General features: G+C 38.9%; 15 protein-coding genes. 13 read left to right on the top strand and 2 right to left on the bottom strand.

Going from position 1 to position 15603, the window contains the following annotated elements; genetic code table 11:
- Positions 1-119: 119 nt before the first annotated feature.
- Complete coding sequence (locus QDN89_RS19100; RefSeq protein WP_280771771.1) at positions 120-584, top strand: hypothetical protein; 465 nt, start codon at positions 120-122, stop codon at positions 582-584.
- 404 nt (positions 585-988) lie between these two features.
- Positions 989-1543, top strand: a complete 555-nt coding sequence (locus QDN89_RS19095; protein ID WP_280771770.1) for a GNAT family N-acetyltransferase — start codon at positions 989-991, stop codon at positions 1541-1543.
- Positions 1544-2085: 542 nt separating this feature from the next.
- Here QDN89_RS19095 and QDN89_RS19090 read toward each other — a convergent pair.
- The gene (locus QDN89_RS19090; RefSeq protein ID WP_280771769.1) at positions 2086-2862 is read right to left on the bottom strand and encodes a hypothetical protein; all 777 of its coding nucleotides are present in this window, start codon (positions 2860-2862) and stop codon (positions 2086-2088) included.
- Between the two features lie 352 nt (positions 2863-3214).
- Here QDN89_RS19090 and QDN89_RS19085 point away from each other — a divergent pair, with 352 nt between their 5' ends.
- From QDN89_RS19085 to QDN89_RS19070, 4 genes are all read left to right on the top strand, one after another.
- On the top strand, positions 3215-3895 hold the full coding sequence (locus QDN89_RS19085; protein WP_280771768.1) for a class I SAM-dependent methyltransferase: 681 nt from the start codon (positions 3215-3217) through the stop codon (positions 3893-3895).
- A gap of 253 nt (positions 3896-4148) precedes the next feature.
- A complete protein-coding gene (locus QDN89_RS19080; protein ID WP_280771767.1) occupies positions 4149-5348 on the top strand; it encodes an aminotransferase-like domain-containing protein in 1200 nt (399 codons plus the stop codon).
- A 137-nt stretch (positions 5349-5485) separates the two neighbouring features.
- Complete coding sequence (locus QDN89_RS19075) at positions 5486-6592, top strand: flavin monoamine oxidase family protein (RefSeq protein WP_280771766.1); 1107 nt, start codon at positions 5486-5488, stop codon at positions 6590-6592.
- Between the two features lie 809 nt (positions 6593-7401).
- The gene (locus QDN89_RS19070) at positions 7402-8955 is read left to right on the top strand and encodes a gamma-glutamyltransferase family protein (protein WP_280771850.1); all 1554 of its coding nucleotides are present in this window, start codon (positions 7402-7404) and stop codon (positions 8953-8955) included.
- Between the two features lie 67 nt (positions 8956-9022).
- Here the strand turns inward: QDN89_RS19070 and QDN89_RS19065 are convergent, their stop codons facing one another.
- On the bottom strand, positions 9023-9472 hold the full coding sequence (locus tag QDN89_RS19065) for an Lrp/AsnC family transcriptional regulator (RefSeq protein WP_280771765.1): 450 nt from the start codon (positions 9470-9472) through the stop codon (positions 9023-9025).
- Between the two features lie 125 nt (positions 9473-9597).
- Between QDN89_RS19065 and QDN89_RS19060 the strand changes: the two genes are divergently transcribed.
- The 7 genes from QDN89_RS19060 to QDN89_RS19030 all read left to right on the top strand — a co-directional run bounded on the left by QDN89_RS19060 (position 9598) and on the right by QDN89_RS19030 (position 15589).
- Positions 9598-10134, top strand: coding sequence for a chromate transporter (locus QDN89_RS19060; RefSeq protein ID WP_280771764.1), 537 nt, complete (start codon positions 9598-9600; stop codon positions 10132-10134).
- A gap of 39 nt (positions 10135-10173) precedes the next feature.
- The gene (locus QDN89_RS19055) at positions 10174-10707 is read left to right on the top strand and encodes a chromate transporter (RefSeq protein ID WP_280771763.1); all 534 of its coding nucleotides are present in this window, start codon (positions 10174-10176) and stop codon (positions 10705-10707) included.
- A 207-nt stretch (positions 10708-10914) separates the two neighbouring features.
- Complete coding sequence (locus QDN89_RS19050) at positions 10915-11946, top strand: LacI family DNA-binding transcriptional regulator (protein WP_280771762.1); 1032 nt, start codon at positions 10915-10917, stop codon at positions 11944-11946.
- A gap of 35 nt (positions 11947-11981) precedes the next feature.
- Positions 11982-12725, top strand: coding sequence for a glutamine amidotransferase (locus QDN89_RS19045; protein ID WP_280771761.1), 744 nt, complete (start codon positions 11982-11984; stop codon positions 12723-12725).
- A 3-nt stretch (positions 12726-12728) separates the two neighbouring features.
- Positions 12729-13697: a ribokinase gene (gene rbsK, locus QDN89_RS19040; RefSeq protein ID WP_280771760.1), complete on the top strand. Its 969-nt coding sequence runs from the start codon at positions 12729-12731 to the stop codon at positions 13695-13697.
- 124 nt (positions 13698-13821) lie between these two features.
- Positions 13822-14910 (top strand): DctP family TRAP transporter solute-binding subunit, encoded by a 1089-nt coding sequence (locus QDN89_RS19035; RefSeq protein ID WP_280771759.1) that lies wholly within the window; start codon positions 13822-13824, stop codon positions 14908-14910.
- A gap of 163 nt (positions 14911-15073) precedes the next feature.
- Positions 15074-15589 (top strand): TRAP transporter small permease, encoded by a 516-nt coding sequence (locus QDN89_RS19030; protein WP_280771758.1) that lies wholly within the window; start codon positions 15074-15076, stop codon positions 15587-15589.
- The last annotated feature ends 14 nt before the right edge of the window (positions 15590-15603 follow it).

Raw genomic sequence — 15603 nt, 5'->3', positions numbered from 1 at the left:
CTACCACTTATCTCCCTTTACCAGACCAAAGTGAAGTTCTAGTGATTGAGAAAACAGAAAGAACAGCTTCTTAGTTATATGGTTGAGATTTGGAAAAGCTATAAAGAGAAAGAGGGTTAATGAAAACACTTGAACGTTCGGTCTTAGCTCTCCAAGAACTTGAAGACCGTGAGACGAGAACAGCATACTTTCAAATATTGATACATTATATTTTTAACGTACGAAAAGACTTGACGAAAAATGAAGTCAATGAGTTTAGTGAACGAATCGAACAAACTTATCCTGAAGGGAGTGAGGTTATTATGAGTTTAAGGGAAGAATTTATAAAAGAAGGCAAGCAACAAGGTCAGCAAGAAGGGATACAAGAAGGAAGAAAAGAAGGGAGGCTAGAAGGAAGACTTTTGCAGAGTCATGAAGACATTTATCATTTATTAGAAGATCGCATTGGCGAAGAAGTTGGAGATCTTTCCGATGTGGTGTCTTCAATTGATGATTTGGAACGCCTTAGTCAGTTGAAGCGGAAATTATATCGTGCTAAGTCAACGGCAGAAATAAAGAAACTGTTCATGGAAGTGAGTGAATAACAGAAGGCTACCTAGTTCCTGTACAGAGAAGTATTGCAGGGGGGGACTAGGTGTTTTTTCTTTGATTTAAGACCTGCACGTAATTCAGATACAAGGTCAAACTCTTAGAGAAAGGCAAGATAATGACAGTTTTCTCTCAATACTGTAAACTTAAATGTGTTTTTTACGGTTTTATTATATAGCTCCAAACAAGTATACACGAACAAAACGGAGGCTTGGTATCGCCCCCTAAAGCGAGAGTGAAAAACAAACTTTCGATGTAGTTTTTTGATATACCAATGATTTTCCTTATCATACTTATTAAGTTTTATTTGGATATTTATGTTAAAATAAACGGATAAAATATTCAAATTTTGTGAAGAAGTAACTTAAATAAAACCGTACAAGAGGAGAAAATTTTTATTATGGATATAATTATTGGAAATAAAGTTGTATTAAAAGAGGCAACTGAGGATGATATTGATGAATTATATTTTTGGAAATATGAAGAAGAGGAACAAGAAGCAAAGAAGTGGAACGGTCCTTATATTTTCGAAAAGAAAATAACGAGGGAAGAATACCATAAACAATGGGATGAAGAAATATTTTCATGTATTCCTGCTTCGCTCGTTTTAAAAGGTGATGGGAAAGTCATAGGGTACGTTGGTTCATATTGGGTAGATATGAACACGAACTGGATTGAAACTGGTATTGTTATTTACGATAATAATTTCTGGAATGGTGGATATGGCTCCGAAGCTTATAAACGATGGATTGACTACCTTTTTACGGAAACTGACTTACATAGAATAGGCATGTCGACTTGGTCTGGCAATAAAAGAATGATGAAGGTAGCTAAAAGGCTTGGAATGAAAGAGGAAGCACGAATAAGAAAAGCAAGAATTATAAATGGTGAGTATTTTGATGCAATTAAAATGGGAATGTTGCGGGAAGAATGGGAAGAATTGAATAGGAATTAAAGGATGGACCATTCTAACAGTCAAAACTTGTCTTAACATGTTTCTGAAATCATGCAAATGAAAAGATACATAGGTTTATATTAAATTATTGTTTTTTTCTTACAGATAATCATGGATATATATACTTAATGATGCAAGTTAAAATAGTTTCAATCTGTATTTCTTAGGATAATAAAACCACTTCAGCATTTAAAGTAAGTTGAGTGTGAAAGTGGAATGAACGATCGCACTTGATGTGATTCTATCGGGGGATGTAGAGCTGAATAAGAGGAATACAATAAAATAGTAAAAAATGAACTTGGGGGAAATTATGATAGCACTTGTATACATATTTGCTACTTTATTAACAGTTTCGTTTGTTGGAACATTGGCTCCTTTAGTTGGTCTTGTAATTGGCTTTTTTGTTCATATTATAGTATTACTTACTAAAATATCGAATACTTTAAATGAGATATCTAACAAGGAGTAACCGTAAGAATTATATTATATAATTTGACGCCACAACTAGTGTTAAGGCGTCTTTCTTTTTTCTATGAAAATCGTTAGTCCTGCTGTTTCTTACTGAATTCTTGTAGCCACTGAATCACATCTTCGGTTTCACTAGTTGTCGTCATTTCTCCATCTTTTGCGACAATTAAGTATGTAGGAAGTGAGCTGAAATCAAGTTCCTCTAAACGTAAATAACTACTATGAAAACTGTGTGCGAAGATATCATAATCCCTTGCTGACAAATCTATTTCTCTCCTTTCTCTTAAGGAATCTAATTCATTTCTTAACTCATTTTCAACGTTTGTTAGCTGGAAATCTTCTTGCAAAACTGTGATCGATACGTTTGCTTCCCTAGGAGTATGTAGGTGTTTAACATCTTCTAGCGACATTGGCTGTATATGAATTTCTTCTGCAGTATAGGCAGGGTTAAAGACATACAAATCCGAATAATCAGAGTTCTTATTTTGCATCAAAGAGGTGAAATCTTCTTCAAAAGAGACGCCAATTGTATCCCCGTAATAAATAAGATCTTCGGGGAGATCTGCATATTTCTGAGGTGTATCAAATTCCGGATGGTAAATCTCTGTGTCTTCTGTTAAAGAAATGGCATACAATTCTACTTCATAATCACTATCTATATTTTGGAAGTTACGTAGATTAAGGTGATCACTGGAGGAATCTTTCACGAATAAGGTGAAGAATCCACTAGATATGTCCAATGTTAATGTCTGACCTCTTACGTCTTCTTCAAATGATTCCTCAGATTCAACCCCTTGGCACCCTACTGTTAGGAAAGCAATAAGTATGAACCACGCCCATAACTTTTGCATGAGTTAATCCACCTCTCTTTCTTAAAAATAATCAATCACTTCTTCCCAGTCGTTGATTAGAATTTCTATTCCTTCATTAGAAAGAACTAATAAATATTTCTCACATTTCATAAAGTCAAAACCTTTCTATATGTAAAATTCTAGCATATGTAAAAGAAGGGATCTATAAAAATAAAACAAGAGGGACGGTTTGGGACTGCTGAAAAAATCAATTTACCGATATTAAAATGCATGATAACACCATTTGACTTATTACAGAGGCAGTTTATGAGACTGGAGAATTGCTCTTCACCGCGATCCCCCCGGTTGCCATGTTAAACTAGATAGAGATCTTTATGAAGGAAGTGGGAGAATGAGTTCTTTTGATTGGCATCAAGAAGCGGAAAATCTATGGGATGACAAGGCTGATTTTTGGAATCAAAGCAGTCAAGGAATGTGGGAAACAGGTAGCAGAAAGAAGATTGTTCCCTTTATCGAAAAGCATATCCCTAAAGGCAGTATCATCGCTGATTTAGGTTGTGGAGATGGATATGGCTCGTATAAGTTAGACCAGGCAGGATATCGCGTGACGGGGATAGATTTATCGAAAGAAATGATTGAAACAGCAAAAGGAGAAGGTAGAAATAAGCGTGTCACCTTTATCCAAGGTGATTTAACAAACTTGCCGTTTGAAGACGACACCTTCTCCGGGTTAATGGTCATTAATTCGATTGAGTGGACAGAACATCCTCTAAAAGCGTTAGATGAGATGCACAGAATTTTAAAAAAAGGTCATTTCATGTGCTTAGGAATACTCGGGCCAACAGCAGGACCGCGAGCGAACAGTTATAACCGACTTTACGGGGAATCTGTCATATGCAATACGATGATGCCTTGGGAATTCGAACAGCTAGCACAAGAAAACGGCTGGGAAATCATTGATGGGAAAGGGGTTTACAAACGCGGTGTCCCCGAAGATATGGTTTCCCGTTTACCGAAAGAATTACAACAATCACTGACATTTATGTGGTTAGTTATGTTAAAGAAATTATAATTCAACCACAGGGACGGTTCTAGTGGTTGACAAAAGATATTTCAATTAGTGACAAATGCAAAATTTTCACTCTACCTCATAACCATATTCGGTTTCACCTAGGCAATGAAGTACTCTCTTTCCATGTGGATGTTTGTTGTTACTAATCTAATAATAGGTGGTTATAGGTAATCATGTAACTGGGTTAACCGAAGGAACCGTCCCCTTGGTTAGTCCCCTTGGTTAGTCGAATGAACGGAAAGGAATGATAGAAGTGAATGCTGAATCTTATTTTTCCGAAAACATAAAATCTGCACTTAAAAATGACCCTCCAGGGGAATGGATGCCAAAGCTTCCAGATAAGTGTATTCGTCTAAGTTCTGGTTTTCCAGCACCCTCTCTCGTACCTGTTGAACAGCTGAAAGATGCCGTTGCCAGCTTACTTGAAGAAGAGAATGACTTACCGTTGCATTATATTGGAAGTCCTAAAGTGGCGAAACTAAAGGAGCAGATTCAAGAAAGGCTGCAAGAACATGACATTCAAGCTTCTCGTGACGAGCTTTTAATCACGTCTGGCGCGTGTCAGGCAATTGATCTAATTGCTCGCATTCTTATGGATGAGAGCACAGTCATTGCGATAGAATCGCCAACCTATATGGAAGCGTTAGAAATCTTTCAAAACTATACATCGCATTTTGTTACTGTTCCAGTGGATGAACATGGACTCGACACAGAAATGTTAGAAGAAATGCTAGAGGAGAGGAAAAGGAAAGGAGTCACCCTTCCGCAGTTTTTGTACACGATCCCAACGTTTCAAAATCCAACAGGAACAACGATGTCAACGGAGCGTCGCAAGCATGTATTGAAGCTTGCCGACAAATATGATTTTCTTATTGTCGAGGATGATGCTTACCGAGAATTATACTTTGATAAGCCATCGATACCTTTAAAAGCAATGGATCAGGAAGATCGTGTTCTGTATGTTGGTTCTTTATCTAAAGTTGTCGCAACAGGAATGCGGATTGGATGGGTAGCGGCGTCACCTGAATTTATTACTGCATTATCCTGGTTTAAGAAAGATTTAGGTCATCCGTTTGCTCAAGCGACAATGGCTTCGTTTCTAGAGAATACTGATATGGAGAAACGGCTTAAATCGTTAAGAGAAGCGTACAAAATTAAATGTGATGCGTTACTTTCGGCACTGGAACAATACCTCCCACCGTCGGTTTCCTGGTACGTCCCAGAAGGTGGTTATTTTGTATGGGTCAAAACGGAAGGGATCGATACGTCGGAATTGTTAACGGAAGCGCTCTCTGACGGTGTCTCTTATGTACCTGGTCAATACTTCTTCTTAAATCAGCAAGATGGTAAAGCATTTCTCCGTCTTTCCTTTAGTTATGAGAACCCAAAGGAAATAGATGAAGGAATTCAGAAGCTTGGGAACGTTTTAAAACAAATGCTTTCTGGAAAATGAAGTGGGGATAGTTTTTCTCATTGTTGTTTTATTTAGAGATAGGTGCTCGATTTAACTGATCACTATCCTTGATAATTATGAAAGCACTAAGTTTTTTGCTAAAAAGGAAGTTAATGAGTTTCACTGGAGGTAAAAATATGAATGATCCGATTATTATTGTTGGGGCCGGTTTAAGCGGTCTTCGTGCGGCATCTATGCTTATTTCTCAAGGTATCGATTGTAAAGTTCTCGAGGCACGAGAACGATTGGGAGGTAGAGTTTTAAGTAAGGAGGTCGAAAACAGGCATGACCTTGGTAAATTTGATCTTGGACCAACGTGGTTTTGGCCGCAACATGAGCCCGTTATCGCTAATCTTGTCCATGAACTCGGTTTAGAGACATTCGAACAGCACACCGAAGGAGCTATCCTTCTCGAGCGATCTCCACATGAACCGATAGAGCGGCACGTCTTACCAGAAGGAGCTGTGGAAAAGTCGGTTCGGCTCAAAGGTGGTGTTGCGTCATTGATTGATGCGGTAGCTGCAACCCTTCCAGAGGGGATAGTTGAATTAGGCACAAGTGTGACGGAAATAGCTAAGAAGGAAGATGGAACGATCACTCTTGGAGCAAAACTCGCGGATGGAAAAAAGAAAAGGATACGCGCTAGCGCTGTAATCTTAGCATTACCGCCTCGAATCGCGGCAAGTAGGTTAGCATTTTCACCATCTCTTCCTAGCGAGCTAATCACGAGCTTGGTAGACAAGCCTACATGGATGGCAGGACAAGCTAAAGCGGTTGCCATTTATCATCGTCCCTTTTGGCGAGAAGATGGACTTTCTGGTCAAGCGGTGAGTTGGGACGGTCCGTTGCAGGAGATCCATGATGCATCACCCGGTTCAGGCTGCGGTGCGCTCTTTGGGTTCTTCGGATTACCTGCAAAAGTCCGTCAAGAACTGGGGGAGGAAAGAGTTCTCCAACTTGTTATCGTCCAATTAACTCGGCTTTTTGGCCCGTCCGCTGAAAAACCAATCACCATCCTTTACAAAGATTGGTCGAGCGATCCAGAAACGGCGGTTGACGATGACTCCAAACCACTTACCGCATTTCCAAACTATGGCCAACCAACGAATGCTAGTGAGTGGGATAAAAAACTCATTTTTGCTGGGACAGAAACCTCTTCTGAACACGGAGGACATCTTGAAGGAGCCCTTCAGTCAGCAGAGCGAGCGGTTTCTGAAGTGATGGAATTATATAAGTCAAAATAAGAAATGATGTTAGGTATTAAAATGATAATAAGAGTAATTAAGAGTAGTGTTGTATACGAAAATTTTGAAGAGAATAGACCTAGGTTGGATACGTATGTATCGACGCGGAACAAAATAATCTCAACATTGTGATATATAGCAACCAGCTGAATAGAATGCGGACTATTAGCGATGGATCATTTAACAGTGAATGAATTACACTGCCAGTCCAATCTAGATCAAAAGGATGAAATTGATAGTGATCAAAAGAGGTTTTTATTTTTAATGATGCCGATCAAGCATGTGATTTGATTATTCTTGATTACGGTAACAATTATTTCAATAAAGTAAAAGAGATATGTGACTTACTCTTTCCTCTAAATAGAAAATCGATGTCACATATGAAAGCATTGGGGTAGATAAAAGAGAAAAAATGGTAGAAACAAGGTCGTTACATATATGTAATCATTACGTGAATGATAGATTGCATTCATCTTTAAAAATGAAGTGGAGCTGTTTAGAAGATCTTTCAATTAAAATCATATTATTGTATATCAAGGCCTTCATAGGACGAAATGGAAGGTCTTTTGTTATGTTTAAAAAACAAACCTTTAATAAACAAATAGTATCATATAGACTTTAATTATATTCTAAAAGAAATATAAAAATGTAAAATGATTTCTTTATGATAAAAAAACACTTTTATTAATTTCTTTTTGTGATAGTATTAAATTAATTTACTACTTGAAGGAGTGAGGACATTGAATTTTGATCAAGCACTGTATTATCCTTATCGGTCACAGCGAAACACAGTTTTTTCCAAAAAAGGAATGGTTGCTACATCACAACCTTTAGCTGCACAAGCAGGCCTTGATATCATGAAAAGGGGAGGAAATGCGATCGACGCTGCCATTGCTACAGCGGCTTGCCTGACAGTTGTGGAACCAACTTCAAATGGCATTGGTTCCGATGCGTTTGCATTGGTGTGGACCAAAGATAAGCTGCATGGGTTGAACGCCAGTGGCAGATCTCCAGGGAGTATTTCCGCAGCAATCTTAAGAGAAAAGGGATATAAGGAAATGCCTAAGTACGGATTAATTCCAGTAACTGTTCCAGGGACTCCAGGAGCTTGGGCTGAATTATCATCAACTTTTGGTAAGTTGAAACTTCGTGAGGTTTTGGCACCAGCAATTAACTATGCGAAAGAGGGATTCCCGGTTTCGCCAACTCTTCATCATTTTTGGGAGATGGCTTACAAGGAATATGATGCGACTGTCGGACAAGAAGGAGTGTTTGAAGAGTGGTTTAAAGTCTTTGCACCTAACGGAAGGGCTCCTAAAGTGGGAGAAATCTGGCGTTCACCTGATCACGCGAAAACTTTAGAAGAAATCGGTAATACGGAGGCAGAATCGTTTTATAGAGGGAAACTAGCAAATAACATCCATCGTTTTATTGAGGAGAATGGTGGATATCTTTCAAAAGAAGATCTCGGCGATTTTAAGCCTGATTGGGTGAAGCCGATCGGCAGTCATTATCGGGGATACGATGTGTGGGAAATTCCTCCGAACGGTCAGGGGATTATTGCATTAATGGGATTAAATATCATGAAAGGGTTTGAAATTCAACAACATGATTTAGGAAAAGTGGATACGTATCACAAGCAGATCGAAGCCATGAAGCTTGCATTTAGTGACGGCTTGCATTACGTAACACAGGAGAATGCTATGTCAGTCTCAACGAATCAACTATTATCAGAGGCATATGCGGATGAAAGAAGACAGAAAATTGGAAAGGAAGCGATGATGCCCGAATTTGGCGATCCCGTAAAAGGGGGCACGGTCTACCTTGCTACAGCTGATGAAGATGGGAATATGGTTTCATATATTCAGAGCAACTATATGGGGTTTGGTTCAGGTGTGGTAGTACCAGGTACCGGGATCAGCTTGCAAAACAGAGGGCATAATTTCTCCTTAAATGAGGAAGATGCCAATGTTTTAATGCCTAAAAAGAAAACCTATCATACTATCATTCCAGGATTTTTGACGAAAGGGCAAGAGGCTGTCGGTCCTTTTGGTGTCATGGGCGGATTTATGCAGCCACAAGGTCATTTACAAGTTGTGATGAATACGATTGATTTCAACCTCAATCCTCAGTCAGCACTGGATACGCCCCGTTGGTTATGGGAGAAAGGAAAAACAGTAAAAGTGGATCCAACTTTTCCTGCAGATGTTTCCTATGCTCTTGAAAAAAAGGGGCATCAGATTATTCGGGCGAACAATCATGATGAGTTTGGCAGAGGACAGATTATATGGAGGGATCCTAAGACGGGTGTTCTTTGTGGTGGGACTGAACCGCGAACGGATGGGGAAGTGGCTGCCTGGTAAAACAGCTCCTGTTTATCCATGGAGATGAATGAAAAAAAGGAAGGTTTGGGGATACCCTCCGTTTGTTTTAAAGCTTTAATCCAGTACGGCTTTTGAATCTTCTCAGGAGGATATGACTTTCCACACGGGTGATTCCTTCAAGAGCGTATAATTCTTCATTGATGAATTGCTCTAGCTCGTTTGAATCTTCAACTAATACGTGCATGTGCAAAGTGCTGGGCCCAGTCATCTGGTAACAGCTTGCGACTTTAGGGTTTTCGGACAGCGTTTCTGCGACTGAAACAAGGTATGTAGGCTCGCAATCGACTTCAAAAAAAGCGGAAACGTTTTTACCAACTTTTTCTGAATTGATAACGACACTGAATTTTTCAATGATACCTGCATCAACCATTTGATTAATTCGTTCTCGGACGGCAACTCGGGATAAGCCAATTTCTTTGGCTAAGTCAACATATGAAATTCGCCCTTGTTCACTTAGGATTGTTAACATTTGTCGGTCTGTATCATTTAATTTCATTATTATACACCACTCAATTTTGGATTTATATTCATTATAAAGATAATGGAAGGAGAAAGTCCACTTCCATTGTAATAATTGTCTGCACTGACTGATTGAGGAGAGAACGGAACTGGAGGTTTAATATGAATTTACAAAAACTCAGAGAATTATTTTTAGGTTTTTTTCGAGCAGGAATCTTGGGTTATGGGGGGGGTCCGTCATCCATTCCATTAGTGCAGCAGGAAGCTGTGGTCACGTACAAATGGATGAATGATGAAGAATTCAGCGATGTGCTTGCATTAGGGAATACGTTACCTGGACCTATTATTACGAAAATGGCAGGATATATTGGGTATCACGTATCAGGGATTCCTGGGTTGCTTGTAGCCATCGGTGCCAGTGTGATCCCAACTGTGTTTCTCATGGTCATTCTTGTCAGCTTATTATCCACGTTTCGGGAGGTTTCTTGGATTAATGGTATGACAGAAGCGGTAGCACCAGTTGTCGGAGTGATGCTGTTTACACTTGCTTATTCCTTCTATCGTCAATCTACTAAATCATTGGGGTGGAAAAGTGCGGTAATTATATCCGTAGTTAGCATCATCACTTTTGTTATTTTTGACCTGCACCCTGCAATCATCATTGGTACATTAATCGCTTATGCACTGATAAAAAAATGAAGTTGATGGAAATGATTAGAATGAAATGGAGGAGATTGAATGGGACATTATTGGGAAGTATTTCTGGCTTTTTTCATTCCAGGAATTGTCGGTTACGGCGGAGGACCCGCAACCATTCCATTGATTGAATATGAGGTCGTGACCCGATATGGCTGGCTTTCCGTTGAGGAATTCGGTGAATTACTGGCGATTGGAAATTCACTTCCTGGACCAATTGCAACGAAAATGGCAGGGATTATTGGTTTTGGGGTTGCAGGTATTCCGGGATTGGTGATTGCGTTATTTGCGACGGTAGCACCTTCCCTGATTGTCATGATTGGGCTTTTACGTTTGATATACCGATATAAAGATTCTCCGAAAGTAAAGCGTATTTCTGCAATGGTCAAACCAACGGTGGCCGTTCTACTTGCCATTCTGGCCATGCAGTTTTTTACAAGTTCGTTTTCATCAAGCGGGTGGCTTCATTCATTGATCCTTATGATAGGGAGCTTTCTGTTACTTGAAAAAGTAAAACTTCATCCGGCGATTGTTATTTTGATTTCTCTACTATATGGCTCAATCATTCTGTCATGATGTCAAATTTTCTATTAAATTAATCAAATTAAAACTAAAAAATAGTTTGACAATTCAGAATGTAACCGTTATTATCAAAATATATAAAAACGTTATTACAAAAATTATTCAATTTATTAAAGGATATTTTTCTTTTCATTATTGAATTTACTACATTTTGTAAAAACGTTATTATAAAATATTTACAAGTAAATGGGTGTGAGGCAAATGGAAATGACAATTAAAGATGTTGCACGAATTGCCGGGGTTTCCGTTTCGACCGTTTCCAGAGTATTGAATGGAAAAGACCGTGTGAACCCGGAAACTAGGCGTCAAGTTCTAGAAAAAGTGAAAGAACTGAATTACGTCCCTAATAACTTGGCCGTTTCCATGGTCAAAAAGAAAACAAAAATAATTGCTGTCGTTGTTCCGGAAATTCTAAATCCCTTCTATGCCGCTGTTGTTAAAGGAACCGAAGAAATCGCCAAGAGTCGTGGATACGTTACATTAATTCTATTGACGAATGATAACGAAAAGGAGGAGAAGGACTACTATGATGGCATACTTAACAAGTACGTTGATGGGATTATTCTAGTTGGTTCACATAAGAATAGCGAATTCTACCAGAGTATCGAAAAACCAACGATTTTAGTTGACCGTTATATTGAAAATTCTGGAAAAGATGGGGTTGTGATTGACAATATGGGTGGCACTTATCAATTGACGGAGCATTTGATTGAGAATGGTCACACAGATATAGCAATCATAAATGGCATCATGGATTTCAATGATGGAAGAGAAAGGTTTTGGGGATTCAAACAGGCGATGAGCATGCATAACATCGATGTTCATGAAAAGTATGTGAAGCCAGGGAATTGGTTTGAGGAAAATGGTTATCAGTCGACCAAGGAATTATTACAGTCTGACCATCCCCCTTCTGCCATTCTTGCATGCAACAATTTGATTTGTATTGGGGCAATTAAAGCTATTCGCGATCTGGATTTAAAGATAGGAGAAGACATTTCCCTTGTTGGGTTTGACGACCATGACCTTGCACAATTTAACAGACCATCCGTCACTGTTATTGACCGACCAACATATGAAATGGGAACAAATGCAGCAGATATGTTGATCGATCAGGTAGAAGCCAATACAAGTAAGCCTCTTAACCCTAAAAAAGTAAATCTGAGCGTTAATCTGAAAGTCAGAGAATCAGTAAAAAATTTAAATCAGAGTAAACATATCAGCTCGACAAAATAATGCGCTACTTGTTATAGAAGAGGAGGAAGTATATCATGAAAATTCTTTTTTGTGGGGAGTCATGGGTAAAACACATCATTCATACGAAAGGGTTTGATTCTTTTACGAACACTGAGTATGAAGAGGGGATTCAATGGTTTGCAGAAGCAATGAAAGTAGCCGGTATTGAGATGGATTTTCTTCCCGGACATTTAACTCCGGACCATTTTCCAGTAAAGCTGGAGGAATTACAGGCCTATGATGCTGTATTTCTGAGCGATATTGGGAGCAACTCATTATTGTTAAGCAATCAAACTTTTGCGAAATCAGAAGTGGCTGTAAACAGGCTTGATCTTATTAAACAATACGTAGAGCAAGGTGGGGGCTTTGCTATGATAGGAGGTTACTTAACATTTCAAGGAATTGACGCGAAGGCACGCTATAAAGATACATCAGTGGAAGATATTCTTCCAGTTACGATGATGCCTTACGATGACCGATATGAAGCTCCGGAAGGACTGCATGTTCAGATCAACAATTCTGATCATCCGATATTTAAAGGTATTGATGAAGAGTGGCCACATTTTCTTGGCTATAACAAGGTGTATGGGGATGAGGATGCTGAAGTGTTGGCAGAGCATAATAAATATGCCTTTATTGCTGTTAAAGAAGTTGGAAAAGGTCGAACATTTTCTTTTGCGAGTGATTTAGCACCTCACTGGGGTCCACCTGAATTTATAAACTGGAAACACTACAACACGTTTTGGGGGAATGTCGTTAAATGGTTATCAGGAGAATAAATCATGAGTGAAGCAGTGAAAAAACAAAAAAAGATACTCGTGATTGGGAGCTACAATCTAGATATGATCAGCACGATGGCTTATCTCCCGAAACCTGGAGAAACAGTTCTTGGAAACGGATTTTTCACAAGTCCAGGAGGGAAAGGTGCAAATCAAGTTATTGCAGCCAGTTATTTTTTGAAGGAAAACACGTTCATTGACGCAGAGATTTATTTTATTGGAAAGGTAGGCAAAGATTCATTTGGAGATGATGTGGTTCGTCATTTTTCGAGTCTTGGTATACAAATTGATTATTTGAAAAGAGATGATTCTGTAGGTACTGGCACTGCACAAATTTTGGTGGACGATGCAGGTGAAAACAGTATTGTCGTTTCACCAGGAGCCAATTATTTTTTGACACCGGATAACATTAGATCTAGTAAACAAGTCATTCAGGAAGCAGATCTTATACTTGTTCAATTTGAGATTCCGATGGAAACGATTGAAGAAGTAATTCAACTAGTTTCGGAATCAAAAGCCACATTAGTGGTAAACCCTGCACCAGCTTTTGCCATTCGTCAGGATTTGATGCCGATAATTGATTATTTGACTCCGAATATTACTGAGTTATCTAATCTTACTGGGTATGAAGCATTGGACAATCATACATTAATTGAAGAAGCAGCCCGAAGCTTACTGGCAAAAGGTGTCTCCAATATCGTTGTTACGATGGGAGCAGAAGGTGTCATGCATGTTCATGACCATGGAGCAGTCCATTATCCTTCCTATAACGTACACCCGGTGGATACTTCAGGTGCCGGAGATTGCTTTAACGGTGTATTTGCAGCAGCTATTTTATGCGGATATTCCATCAATCAAGCTATAAATTCTGCATCAGCTTCTGCCGCACTATCTGTTACGAAAAGAGGAACTTCGAGTTCTTTTCCTCATCCAGAGGATGTGACTATCTTTATGAAAGAGAAAATGATTTAGGTTAGTTTTTATTTTTTACATTTGTAAAAACGTTTTTACAAATGATAAATTATATCTTTTGTTGTCATTGTTGTTTGTTCGTTTTGCATTTTTTCGAGTCTACTAAATCTAAGGGGTGTTTAAATTGAAAAAGAAATGGATTCTTTCAATCATGATTGTTGCAGTTGTTGTCGCTTTAGTTGCCTGTGGAGAATATGGTGAAGATACGGAATCGTCAACTGGAAATGCTTCTGCTTCAACGAACAACAATGATAACAATAATGAATCAGAGGAAGCGACAGAGGAGCGTTCAGAAGACGCCAAAGTTATTAAATTTGCAAGTGTTGCAGCAGCAGATCAACCAATCAGTCTAGGTGCCGATCGTTTTGGGGAACTGGTAGAAGAAAAAACTAATGGCTCGATCGTTGTAGAAAACTACACAGACGGTGTCCTTGGCGGTGACATGGAAGTGTTAGAAGGCTTAAGAGCAGGAACAATTGAAGCAACGAATATTTCGACAGGTCCAATTTCCTCATTATCTCCGCGTTTCGCCGTATTTGATCTGCCGTTCTTGTTCGAAGATGAAGAAACGGCTTTTGAGGTATTGGATGGACCCATAGGGGAAGAATTATTGGAAGATTTATCAGATATTGATATGGTAGGTCTTGGCTATTGGGATAATGGGTTCCGCTACCTTACAAATAATGTGCGTGAAGTGAAGAATGTTGAAGATGTTAAAGGCTTGGATATTCGTTTGATGGAAGTACCGTTACACCTTGATGCCTGGGAGCAACTGGGGGCAAACCCAACACCGATGTCATTCACAGAATTATTTTCTGCGTTAGAGTCAGGTGTTGTAGATGGACAGGAGGGTACTTATCCTAATATGCGTTATAACCAGTTCTACGATGTGCAGGAGTACTTTACAGATACAGGACACATATACAGCCCAAGTGTCATGCTCATTAGTAGTAGTTTTTGGGATGAACTGACAGAGGACGAGCAACAGGCATTGCGTGAAGCATCAGATGAAGCCCGTGATTACCAGCGTGAGTTGGCGAAAGAAGATAATGAAGAGTCTCATAGAGTGATGGCAGAAAACATGCAGATGACTGAACTAACACCAGAAGCACGACAAGGATTTGTTGATGCACTTGCACCAATTTATGAACAGTACCGTGACGAGATCGGACCAGACCTTATTGACGATGTATTGAATGCCATTGAAAATTAAATGAATAAAAGACTTCAACCTATTATTATCTTAATATTGAAAAAATATCATCGATGAGGAGAGGAGGGAGGAGAAATCCTTCTTCCTCCAATTTATAGAAGCAAAATGGTGGTTATTTACCTTCCATGATAATGCTTCCCTTCTTAAATTAGGAGATGATTACATGAAGTATGTAATTAATATATTCAGTTCTATTGAGAACATCATTAAGGTTTTGATTGCCATAATCGTTTTAGTGATGTTTGTTCTCGTATTTGGCAATGTTGTTTTAAGGTATGTTTTCAATTCGGGAATTACTTGGTCAGGGGAGATATCTCGATTTTTGATGATCTGGCTAATTTTTCTTGGATCCGTTCTAGCATTTAAGGAAAATGCACATTTAAATGTTGATGTGCTATTTAAGAAGTTTAAGCCTAGAATGAAAAAAGCTGTCTATACAGTGAGTTGCATTATCATGCTATTCGTCCTTTATTTAATTTTTGATGGAAGTATCAAAACAGCATTGACGAATATTGAAACCTATTCTCCTGCAGCGGGTATTCCAATGTGGATTATTCATTCCGCTGGAATTGTCGGAAGCCTCGGTATGGGAATTATCATTCTATACAACCTCTATCGTTTATTTATTAAGAAGGAAGAGGTCGAGACTGTGATGGCGAGGGATTTGAATGATGATTAGACGTAAAAGGTGGG

Source organism: Salipaludibacillus daqingensis (assembly GCF_029891575.1).
Classification (GTDB): Bacteria; Bacillota; Bacilli; order Bacillales; family Salisediminibacteriaceae; genus Salipaludibacillus; species Salipaludibacillus daqingensis.
Note: the sequence above shows the minus strand (reverse complement) of the source record. Positions and strands in the feature narration are given on the sequence as shown.